The organism is Actinomycetospora lutea, assembly GCF_028737205.1.
GTDB lineage: Bacteria > Actinomycetota > Actinomycetes > Mycobacteriales > Pseudonocardiaceae > Actinomycetospora > Actinomycetospora lutea.
On the sequence record NZ_JAQZAL010000002.1, the window covers coordinates 21880 to 37133 of the forward strand.

The following is a 15254-nucleotide window of genomic DNA, read 5'->3' on the forward strand; positions in this document are numbered from 1 at the left end:
GCCGTGTCCATGGTCGAGCTCCGCTGCGCTCCGTCTCCCGTGGTGTCCATGGTCGAGCTCCGCTGCGCTCCGTCTCCCGCGGTGTCCATGGTCGAGCTCGGCTGCGCTCCGTCTCCCGTCATGCCCGCGACCGCGTCACGTGCGTGCTGTCGCGGACCGTGCCGACGTACTCCTCGACGAGGTCCTCGAGGGCCACGAGCCCGACCGTCGTGCCGTGGTCGTCGACGGCCCGGGCGAGGTGCGAGCCCTCGCGGCGCATGGCCGCGAGCGCCTCGTCGACGGGCGCGGACAGCGCCAGCTCCGGCAGCGTGCGGACCCGCTCGGCGGGCACCGGGCGGTCGGCGGCCACGTCGTCGGACTGCCCGTCACCGTCGCCGTCGCCCAGGTCGAGGACGTCCTTGACGTGCAGGTAGCCGTCGAACGCGACCACCGGCGCGTGCTCGGACCGCGCCCCGTCGCCGTTGCCGGGGCTGATGGGCGTCGTGCCGGGCTCGAGCGGGCGGGTGTCCAGGCGCGGGTGGGCGTCGGGTGCCTGGGGCGCCTGCACGGGGAACCGGGAGAAGCCGGTCCGCGCGACGGCCTCCTCGACCGCTCCGACCGTGGGGTGCGGCGGGAGCACGGTGACCCGGTCCAGGGGGATCGTCACGTCGGCGACCGTGTGCTCGGCGGAGCTGAGCGCCTGGGTCAGCCGGCGGGTCTGCGAGGCGTCGAGCAGCCCCTCGCGCCGCGACTCCGAGAGCATCTCGGCGATCTCCTGCGGCGTGTAGGCCGCCTCCCGCTCGTCGACGGGCGTCACCCCGAACAGCCGCAGGACGTGGTTGGCGCACCAGTTCAGCACCGTGATGACCGGGCGCGTGACCTTGAGGAACGCCACCAGCGCCGGCACGAGCCATAGCGAGGTGCGCTCGGGCCCGGCGATGGCGATGTTCTTGGGCACCATCTCGCCGATGACGATGTGCAGGATCGTCACGATCGTCAGCGCGACCACGAAGGCGATCGGGTGGATGAGCACCGACGGCACGCCGAGCGGCTCCAGGACGCCCTCGAGCTGGTGGGCCACCGCGGGCTCGCCGAGCGAGCCGAGGGCCAGCGAGCAGATCGTGATGCCCAGCTGGGCGGCCGCCAGCATCATCGAGAGGTGCTCGGAGGCCCGCAGCACCGTGGCGGCCCCCGCGGTGCCCTCGGCCTGCAGGGCCTCGAGGCGGTCGCGGCGGGCCGTGATCAGCGAGAACTCGGCGCCGACGAAGAACGCGTTGGCGAACAGCAGCGCGATCATCAGCAGCAGGGCGACGGTGTCGCTCATGCGGGGGCCTCCGTCCCGTCGGTCGTGACCGCGGCCGGGACCTTCGGCGGTCGCACCACCCGGACCTCGGCGATCCGGCGGTGGTCCACCCGCGTGACGATCAGCTGCCAGTCGTCGCAGGTCACGGCGTCACCGACGTGGGCGAGGCGCTGCAGCTCCGCGACGATGTAGCCCGCGAGCGTCTCGTAGACCTCGCTCTCGGGGAACGACCAGCCGACCTCCTCGGCGAGCTCGTCGGGGCGCAGCATCCCCGAGACGATCCAGCTGTCCTCGCCCTCGCTGTGCACCCGCATGCCCTCGCCGCGGTCGTGCTCGTCGCGGACGTCGCCGACGATCTCCTCGACGAGGTCCTCCAGGGTGACGATGCCCGCGGTGCCGCCGTACTCGTCGACCACGAGCGCCATCTGGAGCCCGGCGCCGCGCAGGCGGTCGAGCAGCTCGTCGCCGTCGAGGGAGTCGGGCACCGTGGTGGCGGTGCGCATGAGGTTGCGCAGCTTGGTGGTGGGGCGCCGTGATCGCGGCTCGGAGAACGCCTGCTTGACGTGCACGACGCCGCGGATGTCGTCGAGGTCGCGGTCGACCACCGGGAACCGCGAGAACCCGGTGCGCACGGTGGCGGCGAGCAGGTCGTCGACGGTGTCGTCCTGGGACAGCGACTCCACCCGCACGCGGGGGGTCATCAGCTCGTCGGCGCGGCGGTCGCCGACCCGCAGCGAGCGCGCCATCACCTCGGCGGTGCCCTCGTCGAGCGTGCCCTGCTGGGCGCTCGTGGCCACCAGCGAGCCGAGCTCCTGGGGCGAGCGCGCCGAGCGCAGCTCCTCGGCCGGCTCGATGCCGAGGCGCCGCACGATCCAGTTCGCCGACCCGTTGAGCCCCTTGATGAAGAAGGAGAGCACCTTCGAGAAGCCGGCCTGGATGCCCGCGACCATCCGGGCGGTGCCCATCGGGCGGGCGATCGCGAGGTTCTTGGGCACCAGCTCGCCGAAGGTCATCGACAGCGCGGTGGCGACGATCAGCGCGATGACCGACGCGGTGCCGCCGGCCGCGCCCGCGGGCAGGCCCAGGTCCTCGAGCAGCGGGGAGATCAGCGTCGCGATCGCGGGCTCGGAGAGGTAGCCGGTGATCAGCGTCGTGATCGTGATGCCCAGCTGGGCGCCGGAGAGCTCGAACGAGAGGTTGCGGTGCGCGCGCTGGACGATCTTCGACCGGCGGTCGCCGACCTCGGCGACGTGGTTGTCGATCTGGCTGCGCTCGAGGCTGGTCAGGGAGAACTCGGCCGCCACGAAGAGGGCGGTGCCGAAGGTGACGGCGACGAACCCGACGAGTCCGAGCGCCGACAGCAGGAATTCCACGATCGACCGAGTCCCCGCCTCAGCCCGAGGCCAACCGGGCCGGGAAGCCGCCGGTGGCGATCGGCCCCCAGCGCTCCACCGACAGGCGGATCAACGACTTGCCCTGGCGCGCCATCGCCTCGCGGTACTCGTCCCAGTCGGGGTGCTCGCCGGAGATCGAGCGGAAGTAGTCGCACAGCGGGTCGAGCGCGTCGGGGAGGTCGAGGACCTCGGCGGTGCCCTCGACGTGCACCCACGGGCCGTCGAAGTCGTCGGAGAGCACGCACATCGCCACGCGCGGGTCGCGGCGGACGTTGGTGACCTTGGCGCGCTCGGGGTAGGTGGACACGAGCAGGCGTCCCTGCGCGTCGATGCCGAGGGTGACCGGCGAGGTCTGGTCGCCGCCGTCGGTGCGCCGCGTCACGACGATCGCCTTGTGCCGCGTACGCAGGAACGCGTCGAGCTCCTCGCGTCCCACGCGGTCGTTGGTCGCCACGTTCACCATGGCGACGAGCGTAGCCGCGGGGGAGGCCCCGCCCCTCTACGGTGATCACCATGGGGTCGCTGGACGGTCGTCGTGTGGTGGTGACGGGCGCGTCCTCGGGCATCGGGGCCGCCGTGGCGCGGGCGGCGGCCGCCGCGGGGGCCCGGGTGGGGCTGCTGGCCCGGCGGGCGGACCGGCTCGCGGCGCTCGCCGACGAGGTGGGCGGGCACGCCGCCGTCGCGGACGTCACCGATGCGACGGCGGTCACCCGGGGGGTCGACGAGCTCGCCGGCGCCCTCGGCGGGCTCGACGCCGTGGTCGCCGCGGCCGGGACGATGCACCTCGGCGCGGTGGGCGAGACCGACCCGCAGCGGTGGCGCGAGGTGTTCGACGTGAATGTCGGGGGCCTGCTCGCCACCGCCCACGCCGCCCTGCCGCACCTGGGCGAGGGCGCGAGCTGGGTGACGATCTCCTCGATGTCGGGGCGGCGGGTGCCCACGGCCGCGGGCGGGGTCTACGCGGCCAGCAAGCACGCCGCCCACGCGGTCGACGAGACGCTGCGGCGCGAGGCCGGCGCCCGCGGGGTGCGCGTCACCACGGTCGCGCCGGGGTTCGTGGCCACCGACCTCATGGCCGCCGACGAGGCGGGGCGCGAGGACGTCGCGGCCTTCCGCGGGCGGATGCACGCGCTGGGCCTGACGCCCGAGCACGTGGCCGCCGCCGTGGTGCACGTGCTCGGCCTCCCGCCCGAGGTGTGCGTGGTGGAGTACGCGCTGGTCGCGAGCGCCCAGCAGCGGGAGACGTAGCGGGCGGACCTGCACCCGTCGGCCGGGAGTGAGGTGACCTGCGCCGCAGCCGCTGGCGGGGCACCCCGTGTCCCCGACGACAATGTCCCGCCATGTGCGAGGGAGCCCGGGCGATGGACGGCTCGTGAGCGGCAGCCCGTTCGTCGACTTCGACCGCGGGTCGTGGGCGCAGCTGCGTGACACCAGCGCCGTCCCGCTGACCGCCGAGGAGCTCGAGGAGCTCCGCTCGCTGGGCGACCCGGTCGACCTCGACGAGGTCCGTGACGTCTACCTGCCGGTCTCGCGCCTGCTGGACCTGCACGTCCGGGCCAACGCCGGCCTGCTCGACGCCTACCGGCGGTTCCTGCGCCAGGACGAGGAGGCGACGCCGTTCGTCATCGGCATCGCCGGGTCGGTGTCGGTCGGCAAGTCGACGACCGCCCGGCTGCTGCGCCTGCTGCTGGCCCGCTGGGACGACCACCCCGACGTCGCGCTGGTGACCACCGACGGGTTCCTGCACCCCAACGCCGAGCTGGAGCGCCGCGGCCTCATGCGCCGCAAGGGGTTCCCCGAGTCCTACGACCGGCGCGCGCTGCTGCGCTTCGTCGCCGACATCAAGGCCGGCAAGCCCGAGGTGCCGGTCCCGATGTACTCGCACCTCGTCTACGACGTGCTCGAGGAGCAGCGGATCGTGTCCCGCCCGGACATCCTCGTGCTCGAGGGCCTCAACGTGCTCCAGCCGGCGCCGCAGACCGGGGAGCGGGCCAGCGCGCTGGCCGTCTCCGACCTGATCGACTTCTCCGTCTACGTCGACGCCCACCCCAGCGACGTGCGCCGCTGGTACGTCGAGCGCTTCCTGGCCCTGCGCGAGACCGCCTTCCGCGATCCCGCCTCGTACTTCCGCCGCTACGCCGAGATGGACGAGGACGCGGCCCGCGCCCAGGCCGCGCGCCTGTGGGACGAGATCAACGGACCGAACCTGCGGGAGAACATCGCGCCGACGCGCTCGCGGGCCGGGCTGGTGCTCACCAAGGGCGGCGACCACACGGTCAGGCGCATCCGCCTGCGCAAGCTCTGACATCGTGCTCTGACCTCGTCGTCACGGCCGCGTGGGACCATGAGCTATGTCCACTTCCGCCACCGGGACGCAGGCCGGCCCGTCCGGTGGGTCCGGATCGTCCGATCCCGACCTGCCGTCGCGCCTGCGACTGGCCATCGGCCGGCTCAACCGCCGCATCCGTGTCGACTCCGCGGCCGCCCTGCCGCCCCTGCAGACGTCGGTGCTGGCCACCCTCGAGGACCACGCCCCGCTGCGCCTCTCGGAGCTCGCGCGCCGGGAGGCGGTCACACCGCCCACGATGAGCCGCGTGCTGGCGGCCCTCGACGACGCGGGGCTGCTGGTCCGCACGCCGGACCCCCAGGACGCGCGGTCCGCACTGATCCACCTCTCCGACGAGGGGCACGCCGCCATCCGGCGCATCCGCACGGAACGCACGGCGTCGCTCGCGCAGCGGCTCGACCGGCTGGACGCCGAGCAGCGGGCGGCCCTCGAGGCGGCCCTGCCGGCCCTCGAGGTCCTCGTCGAGGAGTGACGGATCTCCCGCGCGGTGTAACGTTCCGCGGTCGGCTGACGACGGACGGTGTGTCAGGTGTGAGCGATACGACTCCGGGAGAGCCGGTGCTGTTCCAGGCGCCCCTGCAACGCCGCCCGTCCCCACCCGAGGTGGCCGACGAGCGCGAGGCGCTCGAGGGCTGGCTCGACTACTTCCGCGCCCTCGTCGTGCACGCCCTCGACGGGCTGGACGAGGAGACCCTGCGCCGGCGCGTGCCCGACGCCGACGGCCCCAGCCTGCTGGCGATCGTCAAGCACCTCGCCGAGCTCGAGCGCACGTGGCTCGTCGAGCGCTGGGGCGGTCGCGGAGGCCGCCACGTGCCGAGCTACGTCGACGAGGACGTACCCGAGTTCCGGCTCGCGGACATCGAGTCCCCGCACGACGTCGTCGGCAACTACCTCGAGGTCTGTGAGAAGGGCCGTGACGCCCTGGCCGGCGCGGAGTCCCTCGACGACGCCGTGCGCGACGACCGGCGCGGGCACATCGAGCTGCGCTGGATCCTCCTGCACCTCATCACCGAGACCGCCCGGTACGCGGGACAGGCGCAGGTGCTGCGCGACGCCGCGGCCTCGCTCACCGGCGCGCACCCCGAGCCCCGGGACGACGACCCCTCCTGATCAGAAGGTGACGTCCGCGGTGACCACCAGGTCGTCGTGGGCGAAGCTCAGCAGCCCCTCGATGGCGCGCGACTCGTCGGTCGGCGTGTCGTACGACCACGCGGCGTCGTCGAGCAGGCGCCCGTCGGGCAGCCGGACCGACCAGTAGGTCGCGTGGCCCTTGTACGGGCACACCGTGCGCTTCTCCGAGGGCTCGAGCGTGGCCGAGACGGAGGCGCGCGGGATGTAGAGGCGGTCGACCAGGCCGGTCTCGCCGAGCAGCACCCCACCCGACGCGTCGGCCACGGGCACGCCGTCGGTGGTGGTGATGGTGACGTGGCGGCTGGTGTTGCGCAGGTTCACGCGGTGGTAGGGGTCGGGCAGGCGCCCGATGATCTCGTCGTCCTCGTCGAACCAGCGGTCGGCGGCCTCCGGGGCCAGCACCGCGAGCCCGGCGAGCCACGACGACTCCGCGATCGGCTCCGGGTAGGCCCACACCGCGTCGGGCACCACGCGGTCGCCCACCCGCAGGCTGCGGTAGGTCGCGTCGCCCTTGAACGGGCAGTGGGTGCTGGTGTCGCTGGGCTCGAGCAGGTCGGCGCGCAGGTCCTCCTCGGGCACGTAGAGCTGCGGGGGCAGTCCGGTCTCGTGGAGCAGTGCGCCGCGTGTCGTGTCGAGCACCGTGACCCCGTCGACCTCCGCGCGCACGCGCCGCGTGAACGGCTCGAGCAGCAGCGAGTGGGCGGGGCCCTCGACGGTGAACGTCCGCGTCTCGGGCACGCGGCGCGACAGCGGGCCACCGAACATGGTCAGGGCCACGACGACCTCCAGTTACCGGGGACTGCACCTGGCCCGTGCAACCCGGCCCGCGGCGGCGTGCATTCCCGGCCGGGGCGCGCGGCTCAGGTGGACGCGGCCACCGCGCCGGCGCTCGCGGCCGCTGCCACGGCGGCGTGGACGTCGGCGATCGCGCGGCGCACGGCCTCGCCGGCCCACTCGCCCTCGGCGATCACCTTGCTGCGGTCGCGCAGCGCGCGCTTCGGGGCGTCGAGCACCTTGTGCTCGGCCCGGACCGCGCGCAGCAGGGCGACCAGCGCGGCGTCGTCGGTGCTGGGCGCGGCCCCGTCGACGAGCACCGAGCGCAGGCGGGCGACGACCGCGTCGCGGCGGCGGCGGTCGGCGGCCGGGTAGCGCGGCGAGCGGGCCATGCCGAGGACCGTGCGCTCCTCGCGGCGCACGGAGCCGTCGTGCACCAGCCCGGCCAGGAGCGGGTCGCGCACGCGGCTCTGGAGCTTCTCGATCGCGGCCTTCGGGGTGGGCTCGGCGGGCAGGCGCTCGAGCGCGAGGTCGAGCACGTGGTCGCCGGTGGCCGAGCGGTCGCCGATCACCATGACGGTCCTCCACCGGCGCTCCTCGAGCCGGGCGCGGTCGTCGAGCACGAGCTGGAGGACCACGGCGCCGGCGAGGGCGCGCGGCAGGGACGTCGAGTCCACCAGGGGCGCGCCCGTGTCGGGGTCGTGCAGGAGCAGGGCCAGGTCCTCGGCGGTGCGCATGGGGTCATCGTGGCGGGCCCGGCGCCCGGGCCGCCTCCTCCTCGTGGCGGAGATCGTGTGTCGGGGACGTCCGTACGGGGGAGGACCGGGGTGTGACCGAGCCCGTGACCGAGCCCGTGACCAGGGAGGCCCCCGGCTACGCGGGGGCGACGATGATGACCCAGCGCTGGTGCGACGTGGCGTTCCTGCACTGGGCGGTCGACCCGGCGGTGGTGGCGCCCCTGCTGCCGCCGGGCGTGCGGCCCGACGTCCACGGGGGCGTGACCTGGGTCGGGCTCGTCCCGTTCCGCATGGTCGGGGCCGGGGTGCTGCGGGGGCCGTCGGTGCCGTGGCTCGGGACGTTCGCCGAGACCAACGTCCGCTGCTACACCGTCGACGAGCGCGGGGTGCGCGGGATCGTCTTCCGCAGCCTCGACGCCACCCGCCTCGCCGTCGTCGCCGGCGCGCGGGCGGCGTTCGGGCTGCCGTACCGCTGGGCCTCGATGGGCATCTCCGGCGAGGCCGGCGAGCGCACCTACGTCACCCGCCGGCCGCACCCGAGCCGTGTCGGCGTCCGGATCGGCGCGCCCCGGGTCGCCGGCGAGCTGCCACCCGGGTCGAGCTCCGCAGGCTCCGTCTCCCTGGAGGACTTCCTCACCGCCCGCTGGGGCCTGCACGAGCGCCACGCGCGCCGCGACTGGTACGTGCCGAACGTCCACGAGCCCTGGCCGCTGCACGACGCCGAGGTGCTCGACCTCGACGACACGCTGCTGGCCGCCGCGGGGTTCCCGGACCTCGCGTCCCGCCCGCCCGACCACGTGATGTGGTCGCCCGGGGTGTCGGTGCGCTTCGGGTTCCCGCGGCGGCGCTGAGCGTCCGGCCCTCAGGAGCGGCGCAGGCCCGTGGCCCACTGCAGGTCGGCGAACACCGCGACCGCCGCGGCCTGCGCGAGGACGACGACCGCGCCGAGCACGGTCAGCTGGTCCCAGGCCCCGACGACCAGGCCCAGGCTCATCAGCACCCAGGCGCTGTTGCCGAGCACGACCACCCAGGTCGCGGGCCGCGGGATCGCCGGGCGGCCGGCCAGCAGGACGAGCCCGGTGGCGTAGACGACGAGGAAGACGCCGACGCCGAGCAGCAGCGGGGTGGACAGGCCGAGCAGCGTGTCGAGCACGCCGGCGCCGGCCGCGGCGGCGACGCCCAGGGCCCCGGAGGCGGCGGCGTCGAGGCGCAGGACGCCGCGCAGGGTGCGCTGTGTGTCGGCGGCGGTGGTGGCGGTGGTCGTGGTGCTCATGGGGTCCTCCTCGGTCGGGGCTGTCGACGAGAACCCTGCGGCGACGGGGGTAAGCAGGTCGATGACCTCGTAGGTCATGGCCGCCGACCGCGGCGCGCCCTAGCGTCGGGTCCGTGACGACGCTCGAGTCCCGACCCGCCCCCGGGGACCTGCTGCGCGGCTGGCGCACCCGCCGCCGGCGCAGCCAGATGGACCTCGCCCTCGACGTCGGCGTCTCCACCCGCCACCTGAGCTTCGTCGAGACCGGCCGCGCCCGGGCCAGCCGCGAGCTGCTCGTCGACCTCTGCGAGCACCTCGAGGTCCCGCTGCGCGAGCGGAACACCCTGCTCCTCGCGGCGGGCTTCGCCCCGACCTACAGCGAGTCGCGGCTCGACGCGTCGGCCCTCGACGCCGTCCGGGGCGCCCTGCAGCACCTGCTCACCGGCCACGAGCCGTTCCCGGCGCTCGTCGTGGACCGGTGCGGCGACGTCGTCATGGCCAACCGCGCGGTGAGTGCCCTGCTGGCGCTGCTCGACCCCGCGCTGCTCGAGCCGCCCGTGAACGTCTACCGCCTGAGCCTGCACCCCGACGGGCTCGCGCCCCACGTGCGCAACCTCCCGGAGTGGGCGGGGCACCTGCTGCACCGCCTCGAGCGCCTCAGCGACCTCACCGGGGACCCGCGGCTCGTGGCCCTGCGCGAGGAGCTCGCCGGCTACGCCCCGCCCGCCCCGACCGGCGCGGCGGCGCGGGCCGCGCACGTGATGCTGCCGCTGCACATCGCCCACCCCGACGGCGACCTGCGCCTGTACTCGACGATCACGCACTTCGGCGCGGCGTGGGACGTCACGCTCGACGAGCTGTCGCTCGAATCGTTCGTGCCCGCCGACGACGCGACCCGCGCGGTGCTGGAGCGTCTCGTCGGGGAGTAGGGCGGACCGGAGCGCTCAGGTCGCGGGAACGTCAGCGGCGCCGCGCGTGCACCGCGATCACCGGGTCGTCGGTGGACTCCCGGCGCTGCGCGACCGGTTCGTCGAACGCGCCCGCGTCGTGCAGGTAGGTCGCGACGATGGCCGCGCGCTGCCCGTCGTCGGCGGCCAGCCAGCCGCGGATCGCCTTGGTGGGGAAGCAGCGGTTCGAGAACGTCAGCGCGAAGGTCCCGCCGGGGCGCAGGACCCGGCCGACCTCGGCGCACACGGCGACCGGCCGCACCAGGTAGTCGATCGACACCGTGCAGACGACCGTGTCGAAGGTCGCGTCCGGGAAGGGGAGCGCGGGGTCGGCGTTGAGGTCGCGCACCACGCGCTGGTCGGCCATCGGGTTGGCGTCGAGCTCGGCGGCGTTCATCCCGAGCACCGTGAGGTGCCGCGGCCGGGTGCGCAGGTGCGAGACCCACGAGCTCATGAGGTCCAGCACGTCGCCCTCGACGCCGATCTCGTCGTAGAACGCGCCGACCGCGGCGATCGCGCCGTCGTCGATGTGCTGCACCAGGCGGGGCGGGCCGTAGAAGCCCGCGTCGTCGCCGTCGTCGGCGCGGTCGAAGAACCCGGGAGGGAAGTCGGTCACGGGGCGCGGGTATCCCGCGGTGCACTGTCACATGTGATCCGGTCGGCGACCGCGGGACGCGCCGGTCACCGTCGTCGACCATGGCGCCATGGCCGACCACGCCCCGGTCCTGTCCGCCGGGCCCTCCCTGGCCCCGTCGCCGGACCAGGACGGTGGCCGGCTCACCGATCCGTCCGCGTTCCCGGTGCGGCGCCCGATGGCTCCGCGCTACGCCGACCTGGGCGGCGACGGCCGCGTGACGACGGTGGCGCTGGGGCGCTGGTTCGAGGAGGCGCGGATCGGCGCGGCGCTGCCCCGCTTCCGCCGCCGGGCGCGGGACGGCGGGTCCGCGCGCGCCGGGTTCCGGGTCCTGCTCGCCGCCCAGCGCCTCCGCGTCCTCGCGCCCCTGCCCTTCGACGGCGACTACACCGTCGGCACCGGGGTGCGGCGCATCGGCGGGTCGTCCTACTCCTGGGGCCACGGCGTGTTCCGGGGCGAGCGGTGCGTCGCCGTCGCGGACTCGGTGACCGTGCTCGCCACGGCCGCGGGCCCGAGCACGTTGCCCGACGAGCTGCGGGCCGACCTCGCCGCGATGGTCATCGACGAGCCCGGCGGCGCACCGGCGCGCCCCGAGGCCGCCCGGCACGACCGCGGCGGCTACCCCTTCGGCCACACGATCACCACGCGCATCGGCGACGTCGACACCAACCGCCACGTCAACAACGTCGCGGTCCTGTCCTGGTACGCCGACGCCGTCGCGACCTGGCAGGCGGCGCAGCTCGGCGCGGTGGACGGCGGCCCGCCCGAGGCGCTCGCGCCGAGCGCCTGGGAGGTGCAGTACGTCGACGAGGTGGCGCACCCGCGCACCTACGACGTGGCCCTCGCCGTCGACGACGCCCCCGACGGCCTGCACTACCGCGCGGGGATCTTCGCGGGGGAGCGGTGCGTCGGTCTCGCCGACGGGTTCGGTCCGGCCGTCGCGGAACGCGGCGCGCGATCGCCACGTTGACCCGGTCGTGACGACTCCCGAGGTGACCGCTGCCCGCGGCGTCGCGCCGGGCGCGCGGATCGGGCTCGCCGGCGTGCTGCTCGCGCTCGTGGTGATCGGTGCGATGCACCTCGTCGGGCCCTCGTCGCGCGTCGACCCCGTCCGGCGCACGATCAGCGAGTACGCGCTGCTGCCGGGCGGCTGGGTGTTCGACGTCGCGGTGGTCGGGCTGGCGGTCGGGTCCGCGGGGGTGATCGCGGCACTGGTGGCCGCGGGGCTGGCGCGGGCGCGGTCGCTGCCGGTGGTGCTGCTCGGCGCGTGGTGCGTCGGGCTGCTGCTGGTGGTCGCGTTCGAGAAGACCAACTGGTCGATCGGGCCGAGCGTCTCGGGCTACATCCACCGGTACGCGAGCCTCGTCGCGTTCATCGCCCTGCCGCTCGGGTCGCTGCTGCTCGCGCGGCGGCACCGCCACGACGCGGCCGCGCGGCCCTTCCGGATCGGCGCGCGGGTGGGGTCGTGGCTCGCGCTGGCCTCGTTCGTGCCGATCGTCGGGGCCATCGCCCTGCGCGGGATCACCGGCGTGCCGTGGTGGCGCGCGGTCCCGCTGGGCCTGCTCGAGCGAGGGCTCGCCCTCGCCGAGGTGGTCGTGGTGGCCCTGCTGGGCGCGTGGGCGCTGGCCCACGCCCGTCGGTCGGCGCCGGCGCTCGAGGACGAGCCCGAGGAGCAGGCGGCCGCGTAGCGTCCGTCGGCGTGTGGGACGAGACGCTCGACCGGGCCCGGCGGCTCGCGGGGGACTGGCTCGCGTCGCTGCCCGAGCGCCCGGTGGGTCGTCCCGTGGACGAGCCCCTCGCCCTCGACGACCGGCTGCCCGAGCACGGCACCCCGGCGCCGCAGGTCCTCTCCGAGCTGGCCGCGGCGCTCGAGCCGGGCCTCGTGGCCACGCCGGGACCGCGCTACTTCGGGTTCGTCACCGGCGGCTCGCTGCCGGTCGCGCTGGGCGCCGACTGGATGGTGTCGGCGACCGACCAGAACGTCGCCGCGCGGGTGATGTCGCCGGCGATGGCCACCCTGGAGGAGATCACCGGGCGGTGGGTGTGCGACCTGCTCGGGCTCCCCGCCGACAGCGCCGTCGGCTTCGTCACCGGCGCCCAGATGGCCAACGTCGTCGGCCTCGCCGCGGCGCGGCACGCCCTGCTTGCCGGGGCCGGGTGGGACGTGGGCACCGACGGGCTGGCCGGCGCGCCGGTCCCGACCGTGGTGATCGGCGAGCAGGCGCACTCGACGATCCTGCAGGCCCTGCGCCTGCTCGGCCTCGGGTCCGGGCGGGCCGTGCGCGTCCCGGCCGACGACCAGGGGCGGATGCGTGCCGACGTCCTGCGCGACCTGCTCGCCGCGATCGACGGTCCCGTGCTCGTGTGCGCCCAGGCGGGTCAGGTCGACACCGGCGCGTCCGACCCGCTCGACGACATCGCCGCGGTGGTGGCGGGGCGTGAGCAGCGCTGGCTGCACGTCGACGGGGCGTTCGGTCTCTGGGCCGCGTCGGCGCCGGCCCGGCGGCACCTCGTCACCGGCGCCGCGCACGCCGACTCCTGGACCGTCGACGGGCACAAGTGGCTCAACGTCCCCTACGACTGCGGCATGGCGATCGTCCGCGACCCCGCGGCGGTGACCGCGGCGATGAGCCTCTCGGCGGCCTACCTGCCGATGGGGGTCGCCGATCCGTCCAGCCGCGTGCCGGAGAGCTCGCGGCGGGCCCGGGCACTGCCGGTGCACGCCGCCCTGCGCAGCCTGGGCCGCGAGGGCGTCGCCGACCTCGTCGAGCGCTGCTGCACGCTGGCCCGCCAGGCCGCCGACGAGCTCGGCGCGCACCCCGAGATCGAGATCCTCAACGACGTGGTGCTCAACCAGGTCCTGTTCCGGCCGCGCGGGGACGACGCCCGCGAGCTCGCCGCCGCCGTCGCGCGCGACGGCACCTGCTGGGTCGGCACCACGGTGTGGCGGGGCCGCCCGGCGGTGCGGCTGTCGGTGTCGAACTGGTCGACGACCCCGGAGGACGTCCGGCGCTCGACCACCGCCATCCGCCGGCTGCTGTGATCAGGCCGGGACGAGCGCGCGGTACGACGCGAGCGTCCCGAACACCCACCGGCGCCGCTCGACGACCCCGGCGTCGACGAAGCCGGCCTCGGTGAGCAGGATGACGACGTCCGCGGCCGGGGAGAGCTGCGGGCGCAGGTCCTGGTCGTGCCCGCCGTGACCGTGCCCGTGACCGTGCCCCTCGCTCCTCTTCGCTCGGCTGATCGCGTGCATCGCTGCCCCGGTCGCCCGGGCGACGGGGCCGGTCGACCGGTCGCCCTCCATGTCGACGACGTGCACCGAGCCGCCCGGGCGCAGCACGCGCCGGACCTCGCGCAGCACGCCGGGCCTGTCGTCGGGGGGCAGGTGGTGGAACATCAGCGACGAGAGCACCCGGTCGACGTGGGCGTCGGGCAGCGGCAGCGCGTCGGCGAAGCCCTGCTCGAGGCGGACGCCGTCGCCGAGCTTCGTGCGGGCGCGGGCCAGGGCCGCCGGGTCGGGGTCGAGGCCGATCAGCTCGACGTCGGGGCGGCTCCGGGCCATCGTGGCGAGGACGTTGCCGGTGCCGCAGCCGATCTCGAGCACCCGCCCGCCCGGCGGCGGGGCGGCCTGCGTGACGAGGCGCCGGTGCGACGGGCCGGCGCCGAGCAGGCGGCTCATCACGTCGTACAGGACCTGAGGCGCCTCGCGGGGCATGCCGGGCAGGTAGGCCCGGCCCGCGGTGCTGGCGCGCTCCGGCTCCGTCATGCTGGACTCTCCTCGTGGGACGGGATTCGGTGTCGCGGTCCACGATCGGCGCGGCTCCACCAGGCGACAAGGGACCGGGCTCGGTCGTGATGAGACGTTCTTCGGACGTCCCGGTCGTCGACTACCCACGCTCCCCGGACGGGCTCGACGTCACCGTGCGGCACCGTCGCGGTGGCGCGGCGCTCCCGGCCGCCGGCCTGCCCGTCGCGGGGCCGCACGCGCACGACTTCCTGGTGCTCCTGCTGGTGGAGGGCGGCCGCGGCGCGATGCGGGTGGACGACCGCGAGGTCCCGCTGGCGCCGGGGGACGTGCTGGTGCTCGCACCCGGGACGGTCGTGGCCCCGCACGACGGGCACGTCGACGCCGACGCCGAGGTGTGGATGGTCTTCTTCCCGGCCGACGTCGTCGACCCGGCGACCACGGACTCGTTGGTCTCGTGGCGGTCGCACCCGCTGCTCGCCCCGCTGGTCGGCCACGGGCAGGTGGGCTCCCAGCGGTTCGCGGTGCCCGATGCGGAGCGCGCGCGGTGGCGCGAGCACCTGCGGGCCCTCGACACCGAGCTCCGCGAGCGCCGCGACGGGGCCGGGGCCGCGGTGCGGGCGTACCTCACGCTGCTGCTGGTGGGGCTCACGCGGCTCGACGCCGTGGTCACCGACGAGCTCCGCGACCGGGACGAGCCCCTGCTCGCCGCGGTGTTCGACGTCGTCGAGCGCCGGTTCACCGAGCCGCTGTCGCTGCGCGACGTGGCCGCCGAGGTCGGGCTGACCCCGGGCCACGTGACCACCGTGGTGCGCCGGCGCACCGGGCGCACGGTCCAGCAGTGGATCACCGAGCGCCGCCTGCGCGAGGCCCGCCGCCTGCTGCACGGCACCGACCTGACCGTGAACGCCGTCGCCGCCCGGGTGGGGTTCCGCGACGCCGGCTACTTCGTGCGTCGCTTCCGTGCCGAGCACGGTGTCCCGCCCGGGCGGTGGCGCGCCGCCTGAC

The 15254-nt window shown here is 75.4% G+C and carries 18 protein-coding genes; 10 read left to right on the forward strand and 8 right to left on the reverse strand.

What is annotated here, in order from left to right; all coding sequences use genetic code 11:
• Positions 1 to 118: 118 nt before the first annotated feature.
• Genes PHK61_RS02695 through PHK61_RS02705 form a run of 3 tightly spaced genes read right to left on the reverse strand, consistent with a single transcriptional unit; the run spans position 119 to position 3139 of the window.
• Complete coding sequence (locus PHK61_RS02695; RefSeq protein WP_274279426.1) at positions 119 to 1303, reverse strand: hemolysin family protein; 1185 nt, start codon at positions 1301 to 1303, stop codon at positions 119 to 121.
• Positions 1300 to 2655, reverse strand: a complete 1356-nt coding sequence (locus PHK61_RS02700; RefSeq protein WP_420791338.1) for a hemolysin family protein — start codon at positions 2653 to 2655, stop codon at positions 1300 to 1302. The genes PHK61_RS02695 and PHK61_RS02700 overlap by 4 nt, the downstream gene beginning before the upstream one ends.
• A gap of 19 nt (positions 2656 to 2674) precedes the next feature.
• On the reverse strand, positions 2675 to 3139 hold the full coding sequence (locus PHK61_RS02705; RefSeq protein WP_274279427.1) for a PPOX class F420-dependent oxidoreductase: 465 nt from the start codon (positions 3137 to 3139) through the stop codon (positions 2675 to 2677).
• Positions 3140 to 3189: 50 nt separating this feature from the next.
• Here PHK61_RS02705 and PHK61_RS02710 point away from each other — a divergent pair, with 50 nt between their 5' ends.
• The 4 genes from PHK61_RS02710 to PHK61_RS02725 all read left to right on the forward strand — a co-directional run bounded on the left by PHK61_RS02710 (position 3190) and on the right by PHK61_RS02725 (position 6133).
• Complete coding sequence (locus PHK61_RS02710; RefSeq protein ID WP_274279428.1) at positions 3190 to 3924, forward strand: SDR family oxidoreductase; 735 nt, start codon at positions 3190 to 3192, stop codon at positions 3922 to 3924.
• Positions 3925 to 4006: 82 nt separating this feature from the next.
• Positions 4007 to 4981 carry a type I pantothenate kinase gene (coaA, locus tag PHK61_RS02715; protein WP_274279705.1) on the forward strand — a complete coding sequence of 325 codons (975 nt, stop codon included), beginning with the start codon at positions 4007 to 4009 and terminating at the stop codon, positions 4979 to 4981.
• Between the two features lie 46 nt (positions 4982 to 5027).
• Positions 5028 to 5495, forward strand: coding sequence for a MarR family transcriptional regulator (locus PHK61_RS02720; RefSeq protein ID WP_274279429.1), 468 nt, complete (start codon positions 5028 to 5030; stop codon positions 5493 to 5495).
• 59 nt (positions 5496 to 5554) lie between these two features.
• Complete coding sequence (locus tag PHK61_RS02725) at positions 5555 to 6133, forward strand: mycothiol transferase (protein ID WP_274279430.1); 579 nt, start codon at positions 5555 to 5557, stop codon at positions 6131 to 6133.
• Here PHK61_RS02725 and PHK61_RS02730 read toward each other — a convergent pair whose 3' ends face one another.
• Complete coding sequence (locus PHK61_RS02730) at positions 6134 to 6931, reverse strand: DUF427 domain-containing protein (RefSeq protein ID WP_274279431.1); 798 nt, start codon at positions 6929 to 6931, stop codon at positions 6134 to 6136.
• A gap of 83 nt (positions 6932 to 7014) precedes the next feature.
• A complete protein-coding gene (locus PHK61_RS02735; protein ID WP_274279432.1) occupies positions 7015 to 7665 on the reverse strand; it encodes a GOLPH3/VPS74 family protein in 651 nt (216 codons plus the stop codon).
• A 92-nt stretch (positions 7666 to 7757) separates the two neighbouring features.
• Between PHK61_RS02735 and PHK61_RS02740 the strand changes: the two genes are divergently transcribed.
• Positions 7758 to 8516 carry a YqjF family protein gene (locus PHK61_RS02740; RefSeq protein ID WP_274279433.1) on the forward strand — a complete coding sequence of 253 codons (759 nt, stop codon included), beginning with the start codon at positions 7758 to 7760 and terminating at the stop codon, positions 8514 to 8516.
• A gap of 11 nt (positions 8517 to 8527) precedes the next feature.
• Here the strand turns inward: PHK61_RS02740 and PHK61_RS02745 are convergent, their stop codons facing one another.
• Positions 8528 to 8938, reverse strand: coding sequence for a hypothetical protein (locus PHK61_RS02745; protein WP_274279434.1), 411 nt, complete (start codon positions 8936 to 8938; stop codon positions 8528 to 8530).
• Positions 8939 to 9051: 113 nt separating this feature from the next.
• Here PHK61_RS02745 and PHK61_RS02750 point away from each other — a divergent pair, with 113 nt between their 5' ends.
• On the forward strand, positions 9052 to 9846 hold the full coding sequence (locus tag PHK61_RS02750) for an MmyB family transcriptional regulator (RefSeq protein WP_274279435.1): 795 nt from the start codon (positions 9052 to 9054) through the stop codon (positions 9844 to 9846).
• A gap of 31 nt (positions 9847 to 9877) precedes the next feature.
• Here PHK61_RS02750 and PHK61_RS02755 read toward each other — a convergent pair whose 3' ends face one another.
• Positions 9878 to 10480, reverse strand: a complete 603-nt coding sequence (locus PHK61_RS02755; RefSeq protein WP_274279436.1) for a class I SAM-dependent methyltransferase — start codon at positions 10478 to 10480, stop codon at positions 9878 to 9880.
• Between the two features lie 88 nt (positions 10481 to 10568).
• On the opposite strand from PHK61_RS02755, the gene PHK61_RS02760 reads away from it, so the two are divergent.
• From PHK61_RS02760 to PHK61_RS02770, 3 genes are read left to right on the forward strand one after another with little or no spacing between them, the layout of a single operon-like run.
• A complete protein-coding gene (locus tag PHK61_RS02760; RefSeq protein WP_274279437.1) occupies positions 10569 to 11468 on the forward strand; it encodes an acyl-CoA thioesterase family protein in 900 nt (299 codons plus the stop codon).
• Between the two features lie 7 nt (positions 11469 to 11475).
• A complete protein-coding gene (locus tag PHK61_RS02765) occupies positions 11476 to 12186 on the forward strand; it encodes a DUF998 domain-containing protein (protein ID WP_274279438.1) in 711 nt (236 codons plus the stop codon).
• 11 nt (positions 12187 to 12197) lie between these two features.
• Entirely contained in the window at positions 12198 to 13541 is a 1344-nt protein-coding gene (locus tag PHK61_RS02770) for a pyridoxal phosphate-dependent decarboxylase family protein (RefSeq protein ID WP_274279439.1), read from the forward strand.
• On the opposite strand, the gene PHK61_RS02775 is transcribed toward PHK61_RS02770, so the two are convergent.
• Complete coding sequence (locus PHK61_RS02775; RefSeq protein WP_274279440.1) at positions 13542 to 14267, reverse strand: class I SAM-dependent methyltransferase; 726 nt, start codon at positions 14265 to 14267, stop codon at positions 13542 to 13544. It abuts the gene before it with no gap.
• An 89-nt stretch (positions 14268 to 14356) separates the two neighbouring features.
• Between PHK61_RS02775 and PHK61_RS02780 the strand changes: the two genes are divergently transcribed.
• On the forward strand, positions 14357 to 15253 hold the full coding sequence (locus tag PHK61_RS02780; protein WP_274279441.1) for a helix-turn-helix domain-containing protein: 897 nt from the start codon (positions 14357 to 14359) through the stop codon (positions 15251 to 15253).
• Position 15254: the final 1 nt, after the last annotated feature.

What these genes read in the sequence shown, in the direction of transcription:
- PHK61_RS02735 (WP_274279432.1), bottom strand. Translation starts at nt 7,665, where the DNA reads ATGCGCACCGCCGAGGACCTGGCCCTGCTCCTGCACGACCCCGACACG.
- PHK61_RS02710 (WP_274279428.1), top strand. Translation starts at nt 3,190, where the DNA reads ATGGGGTCGCTGGACGGTCGTCGTGTGGTGGTGACGGGCGCGTCCTCG.
- PHK61_RS02695 (WP_274279426.1), bottom strand. Translation starts at nt 1,303, where the DNA reads ATGAGCGACACCGTCGCCCTGCTGCTGATGATCGCGCTGCTGTTCGCC.
- PHK61_RS02720 (WP_274279429.1), top strand. Translation starts at nt 5,028, where the DNA reads ATGTCCACTTCCGCCACCGGGACGCAGGCCGGCCCGTCCGGTGGGTCC.
- PHK61_RS02705 (WP_274279427.1), bottom strand. Translation starts at nt 3,139, where the DNA reads ATGGTGAACGTGGCGACCAACGACCGCGTGGGACGCGAGGAGCTCGAC.
- coaA (WP_274279705.1), top strand. Translation starts at nt 4,007, where the DNA reads ATGTCCCGCCATGTGCGAGGGAGCCCGGGCGATGGACGGCTCGTGAGC.
- PHK61_RS02775 (WP_274279440.1), bottom strand. Translation starts at nt 14,267, where the DNA reads ATGACGGAGCCGGAGCGCGCCAGCACCGCGGGCCGGGCCTACCTGCCC.
- PHK61_RS02760 (WP_274279437.1), top strand. Translation starts at nt 10,569, where the DNA reads ATGGCCGACCACGCCCCGGTCCTGTCCGCCGGGCCCTCCCTGGCCCCG.
- PHK61_RS02780 (WP_274279441.1), top strand. Translation starts at nt 14,357, where the DNA reads ATGAGACGTTCTTCGGACGTCCCGGTCGTCGACTACCCACGCTCCCCG.
- PHK61_RS02745 (WP_274279434.1), bottom strand. Translation starts at nt 8,938, where the DNA reads ATGAGCACCACGACCACCGCCACCACCGCCGCCGACACACAGCGCACC.